The sequence below is a fragment of the Streptomyces sp. HUAS MG56 genome, assembly GCF_058673395.1.
The window spans coordinates 6,073,748-6,087,295 of sequence record NZ_CM178722.1; the positions used below are offsets into that span (position 1 = coordinate 6,073,748).

General features: G+C 72.4%; 15 protein-coding genes. 9 read left to right on the forward strand and 6 right to left on the reverse strand.

The window, feature by feature from the left end; translation table 11 throughout:
* The first annotated feature begins 65 nt into the window (after positions 1-65).
* The 3 genes from AC4OXY_RS28730 (at position 66) to AC4OXY_RS28740 (ending at position 5,007) form a co-directional block, all read left to right on the forward strand.
* The gene (locus AC4OXY_RS28730; RefSeq protein WP_356039268.1) at positions 66-884 is read left to right on the forward strand and encodes a hypothetical protein; all 819 of its coding nucleotides are present in this window, start codon (positions 66-68) and stop codon (positions 882-884) included.
* A gap of 113 nt (positions 885-997) precedes the next feature.
* A complete protein-coding gene (locus tag AC4OXY_RS28735; RefSeq protein ID WP_362823413.1) occupies positions 998-1,792 on the forward strand; it encodes an AfsR/SARP family transcriptional regulator in 795 nt (264 codons plus the stop codon).
* 158 nt (positions 1,793-1,950) lie between these two features.
* Entirely contained in the window at positions 1,951-5,007 is a 3,057-nt protein-coding gene (locus AC4OXY_RS28740; RefSeq protein ID WP_491991319.1) for an AfsR/SARP family transcriptional regulator, read from the forward strand.
* Positions 5,008-5,065: 58 nt separating this feature from the next.
* Here AC4OXY_RS28740 and AC4OXY_RS28745 read toward each other — a convergent pair whose 3' ends face one another.
* From AC4OXY_RS28745 to AC4OXY_RS28755, 3 genes are all read right to left on the reverse strand, one after another.
* Entirely contained in the window at positions 5,066-5,269 is a 204-nt protein-coding gene (locus AC4OXY_RS28745; RefSeq protein ID WP_356039276.1) for a hypothetical protein, read from the reverse strand.
* Between the two features lie 226 nt (positions 5,270-5,495).
* Positions 5,496-5,810, reverse strand: coding sequence for an AzlD domain-containing protein (locus tag AC4OXY_RS28750; RefSeq protein ID WP_071383418.1), 315 nt, complete (start codon positions 5,808-5,810; stop codon positions 5,496-5,498).
* Positions 5,807-6,550, reverse strand: a complete 744-nt coding sequence (locus AC4OXY_RS28755; protein WP_491991320.1) for an AzlC family ABC transporter permease — start codon at positions 6,548-6,550, stop codon at positions 5,807-5,809. Before AC4OXY_RS28755 ends, AC4OXY_RS28750 begins: the two co-directional genes overlap by 4 nt.
* 68 nt (positions 6,551-6,618) lie before the next feature.
* Between AC4OXY_RS28755 and AC4OXY_RS28760 the strand changes: the two genes are divergently transcribed.
* Positions 6,619-7,182, forward strand: coding sequence for a helix-turn-helix domain-containing protein (locus tag AC4OXY_RS28760; protein WP_356039282.1), 564 nt, complete (start codon positions 6,619-6,621; stop codon positions 7,180-7,182).
* A 121-nt stretch (positions 7,183-7,303) separates the two neighbouring features.
* Here the strand turns inward: AC4OXY_RS28760 and AC4OXY_RS28765 are convergent, their stop codons facing one another.
* Entirely contained in the window at positions 7,304-7,507 is a 204-nt protein-coding gene (locus AC4OXY_RS28765) for a cold-shock protein (RefSeq protein WP_003974443.1), read from the reverse strand.
* A 286-nt stretch (positions 7,508-7,793) separates the two neighbouring features.
* Here AC4OXY_RS28765 and AC4OXY_RS28770 point away from each other — a divergent pair, with 286 nt between their 5' ends.
* The 5 genes from AC4OXY_RS28770 (at position 7,794) to AC4OXY_RS28790 (ending at position 12,480) form a co-directional block, all read left to right on the forward strand.
* Positions 7,794-8,642, forward strand: a complete 849-nt coding sequence (locus tag AC4OXY_RS28770) for a menaquinone biosynthetic enzyme MqnA/MqnD family protein (RefSeq protein ID WP_356039284.1) — start codon at positions 7,794-7,796, stop codon at positions 8,640-8,642.
* A gap of 373 nt (positions 8,643-9,015) precedes the next feature.
* Positions 9,016-9,708 carry a prepilin peptidase gene (locus tag AC4OXY_RS28775; RefSeq protein ID WP_491994655.1) on the forward strand — a complete coding sequence of 231 codons (693 nt, stop codon included), beginning with the start codon at positions 9,016-9,018 and terminating at the stop codon, positions 9,706-9,708.
* 70 nt (positions 9,709-9,778) lie between these two features.
* Positions 9,779-10,993: a cyclic dehypoxanthinyl futalosine synthase gene (mqnC, locus tag AC4OXY_RS28780; protein ID WP_491991321.1), complete on the forward strand. Its 1,215-nt coding sequence runs from the start codon at positions 9,779-9,781 to the stop codon at positions 10,991-10,993.
* A 7-nt stretch (positions 10,994-11,000) separates the two neighbouring features.
* Positions 11,001-11,663, forward strand: coding sequence for an amidohydrolase family protein (locus AC4OXY_RS28785; protein WP_376293508.1), 663 nt, complete (start codon positions 11,001-11,003; stop codon positions 11,661-11,663).
* A gap of 121 nt (positions 11,664-11,784) precedes the next feature.
* Positions 11,785-12,480 (forward strand): demethylmenaquinone methyltransferase, encoded by a 696-nt coding sequence (locus AC4OXY_RS28790; RefSeq protein WP_491991322.1) that lies wholly within the window; start codon positions 11,785-11,787, stop codon positions 12,478-12,480.
* A gap of 15 nt (positions 12,481-12,495) precedes the next feature.
* Here AC4OXY_RS28790 and AC4OXY_RS28795 read toward each other — a convergent pair whose 3' ends face one another.
* Both AC4OXY_RS28795 and AC4OXY_RS28800 read right to left on the reverse strand, forming a co-directional pair.
* A complete protein-coding gene (locus AC4OXY_RS28795; RefSeq protein WP_356027600.1) occupies positions 12,496-12,804 on the reverse strand; it encodes a PASTA domain-containing protein in 309 nt (102 codons plus the stop codon).
* Between the two features lie 109 nt (positions 12,805-12,913).
* On the reverse strand, positions 12,914-13,489 hold the full coding sequence (locus AC4OXY_RS28800) for a GNAT family N-acetyltransferase (RefSeq protein ID WP_376293505.1): 576 nt from the start codon (positions 13,487-13,489) through the stop codon (positions 12,914-12,916).
* Positions 13,490-13,548 lie beyond the last annotated feature (59 nt).

The window sequence follows — 13,548 nt, forward strand, 5'->3', positions numbered from 1 at the left end:
GAACGGTAACGCCCCCTCATAGCCTGCCTTTCCACCCTCGCCGACCTCATACCCCGAGCAGAGGCATGAAAGAAGACAACGACGTCCGCCGGATCTTCCTGCTGAACCCGGACCTGCGTCTCGTCCGCGAGGCCGCCGAGGCCGGGGTCCAAGTGCGTTCGGCCCGTGCCGACACCCGCGACGAGCCCGCCCTGCGCGCCCTGCTGGCCGAGGCCGCCGACGCCGGGCTGTTCGTCAACTCCGCCCGCTCCCTCGCCCTGCTCGCGGACCAGGACGCCGTCCAGCGCCTCGTCCGCGACAACCGGCTCTCGCCCGGCGGCGCCCAGGTGCCGTCCGGTGCCCTCGGGCTGACCGTGGAGACGCTGAGCGTGCACGGCATGCACCAGGCCGTCGGGATCACCGCGCGCATGCCCTACGGCCTGCTCCATCCGGCCCCGCTGACCGAGGACACCGCCGCCGAGGTGCGTGCCGTGGTGACCGCCCTGCTGGACCTGACCGGCTACCAGTACGGGCCCGCGCACACGAGCGTCGCGCTCACCCCGCGCGGCCCGGTCATCACCGGCTGCCGGGCAGGTCTCGCCAGGGACCCGGTGCCCGAGCTGCTCAAGGTGGCCGGCGGCTGCGACCTGGCGGCCGGCGCCGTCGACGTGCTGAGCGGCCGGCTCGTGGACGCCGTACGGCCGGGCCGGTTCGCGGCGGCGGCCGTGCTGAACCCGCCGTGGCGGCTGGAGAGCACCGAGGTCGGGGTCCTGCCGCATGTGCGCCATGTCACGCCGCCCGACGCCCGCGCCCCCGGGCACTTCGTCGTGCACGCCGACTCCCCCGAGGTGGCGGCCCGGCGGGTGACCTCGCTGAAGGCACTGGTCACCGGCGACGCGACCTGATCCGGGGACCGGGAACGGATCGGGAACGAACCGGTACGGCCCGGGGGCACCGTCGGTATGTCGCCGGAAGAAGGACGACGACGCCAGCGACACCAACGGGAGGCGGAGTCAGGATGCTGAAGTTCTCGGTCCTCGGGGCGCTGCATGTCCGTACCGTGTCCGGTCCCGCGGAGATCTCCGGCGACCTGCAGCGCACCCTCGTGCAGACGCTGCTGATCAGCGAGGGCCAGCCGGTCTCCGGGGAGAGCCTGGTCGAGGAGATGTGGGGCGAGGCCGTCCCCGACAACCAGGCCAACGCCCTCCAGGCGCACGTCAGCCGGCTGCGCCGCAAGCTGCGCGCCCTGGAGCCGGACCGGCCCGCCTCGCGCGTCACCATCCACCCCTCCGGCTACCGGCTGACCGTGGCCGCGGGCGAGCTGGACGCCGCCGAGTTCGTCGGCGCGGTCCGGCGGGCCGAGGCGGCCCCGCCGGACGACGCAGGGAACACCGCCCGGCTGCTGCGCGAGGCGCTGGCGCTGTGGCGCGGGCCCGTCTTCGGCGGCCTGACCGGCGGAGCCCTGTGCCAGCTGGCCGCCGCCCGCTACGAGGAGTACCGGATGCGCGCGATGGAGCTGCGCTTCGACGCCGAGCTGCGCCTCGGCCGGCACGCCGCCGTCCTCGCGGAGCTGGCCGAGGCGCACACCAACCACCCGCTCAGGGAACGGTTCTGCGAGCAGCTGATGATCGCCCTGTACGGCGCGGGCCGGCAGGCCGACGCCCTCGACGTCTTCCGCCGGATGCGCCGCCTGCTGGACGCCGAGCTGGGCATCCAGCCCTCCCCGGCGCTGCGCCGGGTGGAGAACGCGATCCTGCGCCACGACCCGGCGCTGGCAGGCGATGCGCACGCGACCCTCCTCCAGCTCGCGTGAAGATGGTTAGCTGTCCGTCGGGACAGAGCTGTCCGCCAGGGCCGAGCTGTGCGCCGCGAGGACGGAATCGCCCCCTCCGCGCCGCTCGCTCCGGTACAACCTAGGTGGTCCCGAACATCTCGGGCCGAGCGGTGCGACGGGGCGGAGGGGACGCATTCGTGGATTCGGCGGCACCGTCGGCATCGGGTCGTCCTGTCGTACGGTTCAACATCCTCGGATCGCTGGAAGGCTGGCACGGCGAGCGCCGGCTGCGGCTCGGCAGCCCGACCCAGGAACGCGTGCTGGTCACCCTGCTGCTGGAGCCGGGGCGCATGGTGCCGCTGCCCCGGCTGGTCGCCGCGGCCTGGGACGAGGCGCCGCCGCAGACCGCCGGCCACCAGATCCGCAAGTCCGTCGCCGCGCTGCGCACCCGCATCCCCGACGGCGCCTCGATGATCGTCACCGACGGCGCCGGATACCGGGCGATGCTCGGCGAACACCAGCTGGACCTGCACGAGTTCACCCAGTGGGCCCGCCAGGCCCGGCAGGCGGTGACCGCCGGGCACGCCGCCGAGGCGGTCGGGCATCTGCGGGCCTGCCTGGACCTGTGGCGCGGCCCGGTCATGGCGGGCGCCGGCGGCACGGTGATCACGGCGGCCTCCGCGGCGCTGGAGGAGCGCCACATGGCGGTCGCCGAGCAGTACTTCGAGCTCCAGCTCGAACTCGGCCAGTCCACCGAACTGGTCGGCCCGTTACGTGAGTTGATCATCGCCCATCCGCTGCGGGAGACCCTGCGCGGCCGCCTGATGCTCGCCCTGTACCGGGCCGGCCGGCAGGCGGAGGCGCTGGAGGAGTTCGGCCGGGTGCGCGCGCTGCTCGTGGAGGAGCTGGGCATCGACCCGGGCGCCGAACTGACCCGGCTGTACGAGGCCATTCTGCGCGACAGCCCCGAAGTGGCCCCGCGGGTACCGCAGTCCGTGGCCGACCGCGCCGCGCTCCTCGCCCCCGCGGCCTACCTCCAGCCGTCCGCCTCCGAGCCCGCCCCCTGCACCCTGCCCTACGACCTGCCGGACTTCACCGGGCGCGAGCCGGAGCTGGCGCGGATCCTCCAGGTGGGGCGGGCCCCGGCCGGCGGGAGCACCCGGATCGTCGGCGTCGACGGGATGGGCGGCAGCGGCAAGAGCGCGCTCGCCGTGCACGCGGCCCATCTGCTCGCCGCCGACTACCCGGACGGGCAGCTCTTCGTCGACCTGCGCGGCTTCAGCCCCGGCGAGAAGGCGCAGGAGCCGTCCGCCGTCCTGCACTCCCTGCTGCGTGCCGTCGGCATCCCGGACGACCGGATACCCGATGACCTGGAGCGGCGTACGACGCTCTGGCGAACCGTTTCGGCACAGCGAAGACTCCTGCTGCTCCTCGACAACGCCGCCGACGCCGCCCAGGTCCGCCCGCTGCTGCCCGCCGCCGAGGACTGCCTGGCCATCCTCACCGGCCGGGTCCGGATGCTCGACCTGGACGGCGCCGAGTGGCTCTCCCTCGGCCTGCTCTCGCCCGACGACAGCGCGACCCTGCTCACCCGGACCCTCGGCGCCGACCGCACCACCGCCGAACCCGAGGCCACCGCCCGGCTGGCCGGCCTGTGCGGCGGACTGCCCCTCGCCCTGCGCATCACCACCGCCCGGCTGCGCAACCGCCCCCGCTGGACCGTGCAGTACCTGGTCGACCGGCTCGCCGACGAGACCCGGCGGCTGCGCGAACTGAGCGCCGGGGAGCGCAGCGTCGAGGCCACGCTGCGGCTGTCGTACCAGGCGATGGACGCGGACCAGCGCATCGCCTTCCGCCTCCTCGGCCTGCATCCGGGCAGCGCCATCGACGTCCACTCCGCCGCCGCGCTGCTCGGCACCGACGTCCACGACGCCGAGGACACCCTGGAGAACCTCCTCGACGCCCACCTCCTGGAACAGCACGAGGCCGGGCTGTACGGCTTCCACGACCTGGTGCGCACCTACGCGATGAGCGTGCGGGAGGCGGAGGACGACGAGGAGGGGGCGGTGGGGCGGTTGGTCTCGTATTACACGCTGGCGACCGACGTGGCGTGCGAGGTGCTGTTTCCCGGCCGTGAGCCCTTCGGCGACCCGCCGGCCGCCGACGCGCCGGAACTGCCCCGGCTGGATGTCGGCGAGCAGGCGCTGCGCTGGTTCGACCGCGAGCACGAGGCGCTTCTCGCGATCCTCTCCAGGGCGGCCGCGCAGGACCTGCACCGCACCGCCGCGCTGCTGGCCCGCAATCTGCTGTTCTACCTCAACTTACGCGGACACAACGAGCAGTTCCGGGTGATCAGCCGGATCGCGGTCGGTGCCTGCCAGCGGCTCGGTGACCGGGAGCTGCTGGGCCTGAGCCTGACCAATCTGGCCATCGCGCACTGGTGGCTCGGCGACTTCCAGGACGGCATCACCACGGCGCAGGAGGCCCTGGACCTGGCCGATGCCGACGACCGCAGCACCAGGGCGTTCTGCCTCGACGTGCTCGGCCTGCTGCACGGGGCGCTCGGCCACTTCGACGAGGCCCGCGCCCACCTGTCCCAGGGCATCCGGCTGCACCGGGAGGTGCGGGCACCGCGCGACGAGGCGCAGGCGCTGGTCAACCTGAGCACCGTGCAGACCTGGGCGGGCCACTACGCCGAGGCCGCCCGGTACGCGGCCCGGGCCACCGAGCTCAACCGGCGCCTCGGCGAGCGCAACAACGAGATCTCCTCGCTGACCTGGCTGGCCCTCGCCCACCTCGGCACGGGTGACGACGAGCGGGCCCGCGCCTGTCTCGCCCAGGCGCTCGAACTGTGCGACGAGTCTCGCAAACCCGGGAACGTGGCCGTCGTCCTCGCGCTCTGGGCGCAGGTCTGCCAGCGCCTCGGCGATGTGCGCTCGGTCGCCGAACACGCCGAGCGTGCCCTGGACCTGGTCACCGCCGAGGGCAATGCCCTGCGGCAGGCGACCGTGGCCAACCTGGTGGGTCTGGTGTATCTGCGGCGTGCCGCGCCCGACCGGGCGATGGAACTGCACTGCCGCGCACACGAGTTGGCCTCTCGGCTCAACTACCGCTTCGAGGTCGCCCGGGCGCTGCACGGCATGGCGGAGGCGGCACAGGCGTTGGGCGACGCTACGTCGGCGCGTCGGCACCGACAGGCGGCGGAGGCTCTGTACGACGCAATGGGCGTGACCGAGGCGGGCAGGCGGCTGTAGGCGAGGAAGCGCACCGACGGGGCAGGTGCCCGGTCGGTGCGGCCGCTGCCCCGGACGGTCAGGGGTTGACGCTGCGCGGGTCGCGCTCGTCCGCCAGCACCGGACCCGACGCTGCGTGCTCGCCCGACAGGCCGGCCGCGACATGCGCCAGGTCGCGCCCCACATCGTTCGCCGGACCGGACGCGGCGATACCGAGCGTCAGCACACCCGCGCCGGCGAGCGCGGTCAGAGCCGTCTTCGTACGCAGTGCGATGGAACGCATGGTGTATCCCCCAGGAAGACAGGAAGAGCAGAGACGGTTCGTGATCCGGTCGCCGGGCCTCTCCCCGACGCCGTGACCGATGCTCCTGGGGAACGATCCCCATGCCGTCCCCGCTGGTTCCCGTACCAGGTCAGCCCCCCGGTACTCCCGGATTCAAGCGTTCCTCAAGCGGTCCTCAAGCGGCCCCGGATCTCCGTCTCTCCCCCCTGGAAAGGGCGGCGGGGGGTCAGGCGACCCCGGCCACCCGCAGCAGCGCGGTCGTCGCCGCCGCGCCCACGACCACCACGACGAACGGTGCCCGTCGCCAGGCCAGCAGGACGGCCACCAGCACCCCGGCCGGCCGGGCCCAGCCGGCGAAGCCGCCGCCCTCGGTCAGCGCGCCCGTGGCGAGCAGGGCGACCAGCAGGACCACCGCCCCGGCCGAGGCCAGCTCCTGGACGCGCGGCGGCACCGTCACCCGCCCGTGCAGCACCGGTCCGACCAGCCGGAAGGCGTACGTGCCGACGGCGAGCGCCAGGATCACGACGACCGTGGCGTTCATGCGTCGGCCTCCTTCCGGGCGACCGGTTCCCGGTGCAGGAGGAGCCCGGCCAGAGCGACCAGCACCGGCACCCCGGCCGGCACAGCGGGCGTCACGGCCAGCGCCAGTGCGGCGCCGGCCGCCGCGCACCGCCGTACCGCCGCGTCGGCCCGCAGCGCGGGCAGGACCAGGGCGACCAGGACGGCCGGGAAGGCGGCGTCCAGGCCGTAGCGCGCGGTGTCGCCGAGCGCGCTGCCGGCCAGTGCTCCCGCGAGCACGCCGATGTTCCACACGGCGAACAGCCCGAGCCCGGAGATCCAGAAGGCCCGCCGCTGCCGTACCGGATCGCTCTGGGCGAGAGCGAAGGCGACCGTCTCGTCGGTGACCAGGTGCGCGCCGAGGAAGCGGGCCGCGCGGCTGGTGCCGAGGATCTCCGCGACGGCCAGGCTGAACGCGGCCGTACGGGTGTTGAGGAGCAGCCCGGTGGCCGCCGCCGCGACCGGCCCGCCCCCGGCGAGCAGCACGCCGACGGCGCTGAACTGGGCCGATCCCGCGTACACCAGCACGGACATCAGCACCGGCACCCACAGCGGCAGCCCGCCGGCCACGGAGACCGCGCCGAAGGAGACGCCGACGATGCCGCTGGCCAGCCAGACGAGCGAGGCGTCGCGGATCAGCGAGCGGTCCTCGGACAGGCCGGAGGGCGCCGGGGGAGTGGAGGATGTCGGGGGTATCGGGGTTGTTCGTTGTGACGAACGCATGTTTTCTACAATGGACAGTGAGTACTCTGTCCGTCAAGGCGAACGATCGTACCGATGGAGCGAACAAGATGTCCGAGGTCCCCGACCGGCTCCCGATGGACTGGATCGCCGCGTCCCTCAAGCGCGAGCGCACCCGTGCCGCGCTGTCCCTGTCCGAGCTGGCCAAGCGTGCCGGAATCGCCAAGTCCACGCTGTCCCAGCTGGAGGCCGCCAGCGGGAACCCGAACGTCGAGACGCTGTGGGCCCTCGCGGTGGCGCTGGGGGTGCCGTTCAGCGTGCTGGTCGAGCCGCCGGTGCAGAGTGTCCAGGTGATCCGCGCCGGCGAGGGCCCCGGCGTCGCCTCCGAGCAGGCCAGTTTCGTCGGCACGCTGCTGTCGGCCAGTCCGCCCGGGGCGCGCCGGGACATCTATCGGATCAGCACGGAGCCGGGCTCGGCCCGCGCGGCGGAGCCGCATATTCCGGGCACGGTGGAGCATCTGATCGTCGGCTCGGGACGGGTGAAGGCGGGACCGGTCGGGGAAGAGGTGGAACTGGGCCCCGGTGACTACATGACGTATCGCGGGGATGTCGCCCACTCGTACGAGGCGCTGGTGCCGGGCACGGCCTTCGTCCTCGTCATGCAGCACGTGTAGAGAAGTGGAGAATTCGCCGGGAATTCACAGAAGGCAGGTTCCCGGCAAAGGCAGGAGCCCCGTCGCCTTACGGCGCGGGGCTCCTTGGGTACTGCACTCAGGTTCTGCGATCAGGCAGTGATCAGACGGGGGTGACGTTCTCCGCCTGCGGGCCCTTCGGGCCCTGCGTCACGTCGAAGGAGACCTGCTGGTTCTCCTCGAGCGAACGGAAGCCCTGGGCGTTGATCGCGGAGTAGTGAACGAAGACGTCGGGGCCGCCGCCCTCCTGGGCGATGAAGCCAAAGCCCTTTTCGGCGTTGAACCACTTAACGGTTCCGGTAGCCATAAGCCCTCCTTGGGCTCAAAAGGGTTGCCCTGCTCCAGAACCTGCACGTGCGAAACGGTGCTGCACAACTGCATTCGTCTGAAAACGACGAGAGCCCGCGGTCACATGCTCCGCAGGCTCTGTACTGCAAGGGAAACCAAACTGCAACTTGCGGCGAGCCTAGCACGCGGGCAGCCGAAAGCAATAGAGGGCAAGATCACTTCACCCGGATGTTTGAACGGCTGTTACTCCGTTCGATGGCGGGGTCGGTCGCAGCACCGTACCGCACGGGGTCTAGCCTCGCGATGTGGACAATTCTCGCACCCGGCCACGCGTGGGCCACATCCAGTTCCTGAACTGCCTGCCCCTCTACTGGGGGCTCGCGAGAACCGGCACGCTCCTCGACTTCGAGCTGACCAAGGACACCCCGGAGAAGCTCAGCGCGCAGCTCGTGCGCGGCGATCTCGACATCGGTCCGATCACCCTCGTCGAGTTCCTGCGCAACGCGGACGATCTCGTCGCCTTTCCCGACATCGCCGTCGGCTGCGACGGCGACGTCATGTCCTGCGTGATCGTCTCGCAGGTCCCCCTCGACCGCCTCGACGGCGCCCGGGTCGCCCTCGGCTCGACCTCCCGCACCTCGGTCCGGCTCGCCCAGCTGCTGCTCGCCGAGCGCTACGGCGTCCATCCCGAGTACTACACCTGCCCGCCCGACCTCAGCCTGATGATGCAGGAGGCCGACGCCGCCGTCCTGATCGGGGACGCGGCACTGCGCGCCAACCTCTTCGACGGCCCGCGCTACGGCCTGACCGTGCACGACCTCGGGCGGATGTGGAAGGAGTGGACCGGCCTGCCGTTCGTCTTCGCGGTCTGGGCGGCCCGCAGGGAGTACCTGGAGCGCGAGCCGCTCCTCACCCGCCAGGTCCACGAGGCCTTCCTCGACTCCCGCAACGTCTCCCTGGAGGAGGTCGGCAAGGTCGCCGAACAGGCCGCCCGCTGGGAGAACTTCGACGAGGCGACCCTGGCGCAGTACTTCACCACCCTCGACTTCAGCTTCGGTGCCCCGCAGTTGACGGCCGTCGCCGAGTTCGCCCGCCGGGTGGGCCCGACGACCGGCTTCCCGGCGGATGTCAAGGTGGACCTGCTGAGTCCGTGAGCCGCTGCGGGCCCCCCGTCCCCGTCCTTGCGAGGCCACTGAGGCGTGGCGCCGGCGAAAACCGCCGGCCCACGCAGGGACGACGGGGAAGCCGAGCCGTAACCAGGCCGCGGAACGCGGCGTCAGGAGTCCGACAAGTCCGACGGGGGTGCCGCGGGTTCTGTCCGCCCACCGGCGGCCGCTCTCCCGGCCACATGCGCCGCAACGATACGGTGGCCGCCTTCCGTGGCGCGACTGATGGAGAGTGAGCCGGCATGGAACCACGCACCGAGGCCCTCCCCGACGAACTCCTGCCGACCCGGCGCGAGGGCGTCACCGCGGCCGGGTGAGGGGCGTGCCGCTCTGCATCGCCGCCGCCGTGCTGTGGGGCGCGATGGCAGGGGCGCTGCTCCCCAGAGCCGCCAGCCGTTTCGCCGTCCCGGCGGGGGAGGGCTGGCGGGACCGGTGCCCGCGGGGACACGCGCTGCGCGGCTGGCTCGGACCGGCACGCTGCGGGGAGTGCGTGCGCGGCGGGGAGCGCGGGCGGATCCGGGAGGTCTCCCTCCTCGCCGCCGTCACCGCTCTCCTGTGCGCCGCCCTCACCGCCGCCACCGGAACCCGGCCGGAACTGGCGGTCTGGCTGCTCCTCGCGCCCGTCGGGGTGCTGCTGGCCGTGATCGACGTCAGGGTGCAGCGGCTGCCCGACCCGCTGACCCTGCCGCTCGCCCCGGCCGCCCTCGCCCTGCTGGGCCTCGCCGCGCTGGTTCCCGAGCACGCCGGCCACTGGCTGACCGCGCTGTACGGTGCGCTCGCCCTGGGCGCGGGCTATCTCGTGTTGTTCCTCGTCCATCCCTCCGGCATGGGCTTCGGCGACGTGAAGCTGGCGGTGGGGATGGGCGCGGTGCTCGGCTGGTACGGCTGGTCCGTCGTGCTGCTCGGCGCCTTCGCCGGGTTCCTGCTGGGCGCGTTGTACGGCGGCGCGCTGGTCGTCGTACGGCGGGCGGGGCGCAGGACGGCGATCCCGTTCGGGCCGTTCCTGCTGTCCGGCGCCCTGGCCGGGGTGCTGATCGGCGCCTGCGCGGGCTGAGGTCGGCGGGGTGAAACGGCTGGCGTAGGCTGGTTCGGTCCGTCCACGTTCCTTGCGGAAAGGCAGCCCGGTGACCGAGAAGGCCGACCTCGCTTCTGTTGATGTCACAGCCGTGCTCGACCGAGCCGCAGCGGGCGGACGCATCACCCCGGAGGAGGCCCTCGTCCTCTACCGCGACGCCCCGCTGCACGCGCTGGGCGCGGCCGCCGACGCCGTGCGCCGCCGCAAGTACGCCGGGACCGAGCACATCGCGACGTACATCATCGAGCGCAACATCAACTACACGAACGTGTGCGTCACGGCGTGCAAGTTCTGCGCCTTCTACGCGGCCCCCAAGGACAAGGACAAGGGCTGGACCCGCGACCTGGACGACATCCTGCGCCGCTGCGCGGAGACCGTCGAACTGGGCGGCACCCAGATCATGTTCCAGGGCGGCCACCACCCCGACTACGGCGTCGAGTACTACGAGAAGCACTTCAAGGCCATCAAGGACGCCTACCCGCAGCTCGTCATCCACTCCCTCGGCGCCTCCGAGGTCGAGCACATGGCCCGGATCAGCGGCGTGTCCGTCGAGGAGGCCGTCACCCGGATCCACGAGGCCGGCCTCGACTCCTTCGCCGGTGCCGGCGCCGAACTGCTCCCCGCGCGCCCCCGCAAGGCCATCGCCCCGCTGAAGGAGTCCGGCGAACGCTGGCTGGAGATCATGGAGACCGCGCACCGGCTGGGCGTGGAGTCCACCTCGACGATGCTGATGGGCACGGGCGAGACCAACGCCGAGCGCATCGAGCACCTGCGGATGATCCGCGACGTCCAGGACCGCACGGGCGGCTTCCGCGCCTTCATCCCGTACACCTACCAGCCCGAGAACAACCACCTCAAGGGCCGCACCCAGGCCACCCTCTTCGAGTACCTGCGGATGATCGCCATCGCCCGCCTCTTCCTCGACAACGTCCAGCACATCCAGGGCTCCTGGCTCACCACCGGCAAGGAGGTCGGCCAGCTGTCGCTCCACTACGGCGCCGACGACCTCGGCTCGATCATGCTGGAGGAGAACGTGGTCTCCTCGGCCGGTGCCAAGCACCGCTCGAACCGGCTGGAGATCATCGACCTGATCCGCAAGGCGGGCCGCGTCCCGGCGCAGCGCGCGACGACGTACGAGCACCTGGTCGTGCACGACGACCCGGCCAACGACCCCGTCGACGACCGCGTCGTCTCGCACATCTCGTCCACGGCCATCGAGGGCGGCACGGCCCACCCCGAGCTGAAGCTGCTGACGTCCAACTGACGCCGCCGTGCTGACGATCCACGCCGCCCCGCTGGTCCTGCCGGTGGGCGCGGCACCCGTCGAGGACGGGGCTGTGGTGGTGGACGGCGACCGGATCACGGCCGTCGGGCCGTACGAGGAGGCCGTCGCCGCGGCTCCGGGCGCGCGGGTGCGGCGCTGGCCGGGCGTGCTCACCCCGGGGCTGCGCCAGTGGCACCCGCTGTGGCTGCTGCGCCGCTGCTACCACCCCGACCCGCGCGAAGCCGACGAGCTGGGCGAACTGCCGCTGTGGGGCGAGCGGTTGGCCGCCCTGGGCGACCTCGCCGAGAGCCGCTGGTCGGGCAGTGTCCGGCGGGGTGTGCAGCGGATGCTGCGGTACGGCACGACGGCGGTCGCGTCCCCGGGTGCACGCTTCGGCGATCCGCTGGTGGCCACGGCCGTCGCCCGGTCCGGGCTGACGGTCGTGGGTGTCCAGGGCGCCCCCGGCATGCTGCTGGGCGAGTGTCCCGACCTCGACCCGTTCGCCGAGGGGTACGACCTCGCCGGCACGGTCCACGGCCCCCTGACCGTCGGCGGCCGGGCCGACCTCGCCGTGTTCGACGTCCCCGACGAGCCGGCCCTGAGCGAGCGCGGCGCGGTGACCTGCGTGGCGACCGTGCTGGGCGGCCGGCTGGTGTACCGGGGCCGCTGACCGGGCCCAGCCGTCCACGGCCGGACTCTGGTACCTGCGCACGTACCTGCGGTTCGGGCTGCCGCTGATGCGTCAGGAAGCCCGCCCTCGTCCCCGGAGGCCGGGCTGCAACAATGGGCGGGTGACCCGCGCCTCCCTGAACAAGCAGCCGCACGAAGTCGCCTCGATGTTCGACGACGTGGCGGAACGGTACGACCTGACCAACGACGTGCTGTCGCTCGGCCAGGACCGGCGCTGGCGCAAGGAGGTGTCGAAGGCGGTCGACGCGCGCCCCGCGCAGAAGATCCTCGACCTCGCGGCCGGTACGGCCACCTCCTCGCTGCCCTTCGCGCGGACGGGCGCGTACGTCGTCCCCTGCGACTTCTCGGTCGGGATGCTCCGGGTCGGCAAGCGGAAGCACACCTGGCTGCCGTTCACGGCCGGGGACGCGACGCGACTGCCGTTCAGGGACGACACCTTCGACGCCGTGACGATCTCCTTCGGACTGCGCAACGTCCAGGACTTCGACGCGGCCCTGCGGGAGATGCACCGGGTGACCCGCCCCGGCGGCCGCGTGGTGATCTGCGAGTTCTCGACGCCGACCTGGGCGCTCTTCCGCACCGTCTACACCGAGTACCTGATGCGGGCGCTGCCGCCGGTCGCGCGCGCGGTCTCCTCGAACCCGGACGCCTACGTCTACCTCGCCGAGTCCATCCGTGCCTGGCCCGACCAGCCCGCCCTCGCCGAACGGCTGCGCAAGGCGGGCTGGACGAAGGTGGCGTGGCGCAACCTCACCGGCGGTGTGGTCGCGCTGCACCGGGGCTTCAAGGAGAGCTGAACCCCCGTCGGTGTCTCACCGGTTGATCATCTCGAAGGCGTCGCCGGGCTCGCCGAGTTCGCGTTGCATCCCGCCGCTCGGCGGGCGCGGGATGCGCGGTTCGCGCACGCCTCCGCCGCCCTCGCCTTCCCCGAAGTCGAACCACACGTACACCATCGAGTCCGGCGGCACCTCGGCGCCGGGCGGCGGATACTGGCGTACGACGTAGTCGACAACGGTGTGGTGGAAGTCCGGGCGGTCCGGCGCGTTGAGGAACAGGCCCCGCGCCCGGGCCGTTTCGCGCGCGTCCACGGCCATCAGTCCGACCAGCCGTGGCACACGCACTTCGGGTGTTTTGGGTGTTATGCGCACAGATGTCACCCCCAGCGGTACTGGAAGGGTAACTCCCGCGCCTCCCGGCCGGAAGGATCCGGTGTCTTTCTGTAACAGATGACTACTCTGCGTTATTGAGGCGGTCGCCGTTGTCGCCCTTGTCGCCCTTGACGACGGGAGCGACGGGGGAGTCGAGGGCGAGCCGGAAGCAGAGGGCCCGCTCGCCCAGGGTCGGGTGCGGATAGGTCTCCGCCGGCCGCATGCCGAGCCGCCGGGTCACCGCGATCGACCGCTCGTTGCCGGGCCGGACCATCGCCACGACCTCCTTCACCCCGGCCGCCCGCACCCGCTCCAGCGTCTCGCGCGCGGCCGCCGTGACGTACCCCTTGCCCCAGTGCGTGCGACCGAGCCGCCAGCCGATCTCCGTCTCGCCGACCGGACCCCAGGCGGGCCGCCAGGGCTGGGCGCCGGTGAACCCGATGACCTCGCCGGTCCCGTCCAGCATCGTCCACAGGCAGAAGCCGAGCTCCGCGTCGTGCCGCCGCTGGCGCGCGGTGAGTTCCTCGTAGACGGAGAGGGCCGCCGGCCTGCCGCCGTAGAACTCCATGACCTCGGGATCTCCGAAGAGCCGGTGCCAGGCGACGGCGTCCTCGTGCGTAGGGACGCGCAGTCGTACCGCGGGGAGGGGTCGGTTCACAGGGCAGCCCTTCATCCGGGTGATCAATTCTGCTGAATAGACTGCCCATGTCCAGTGCC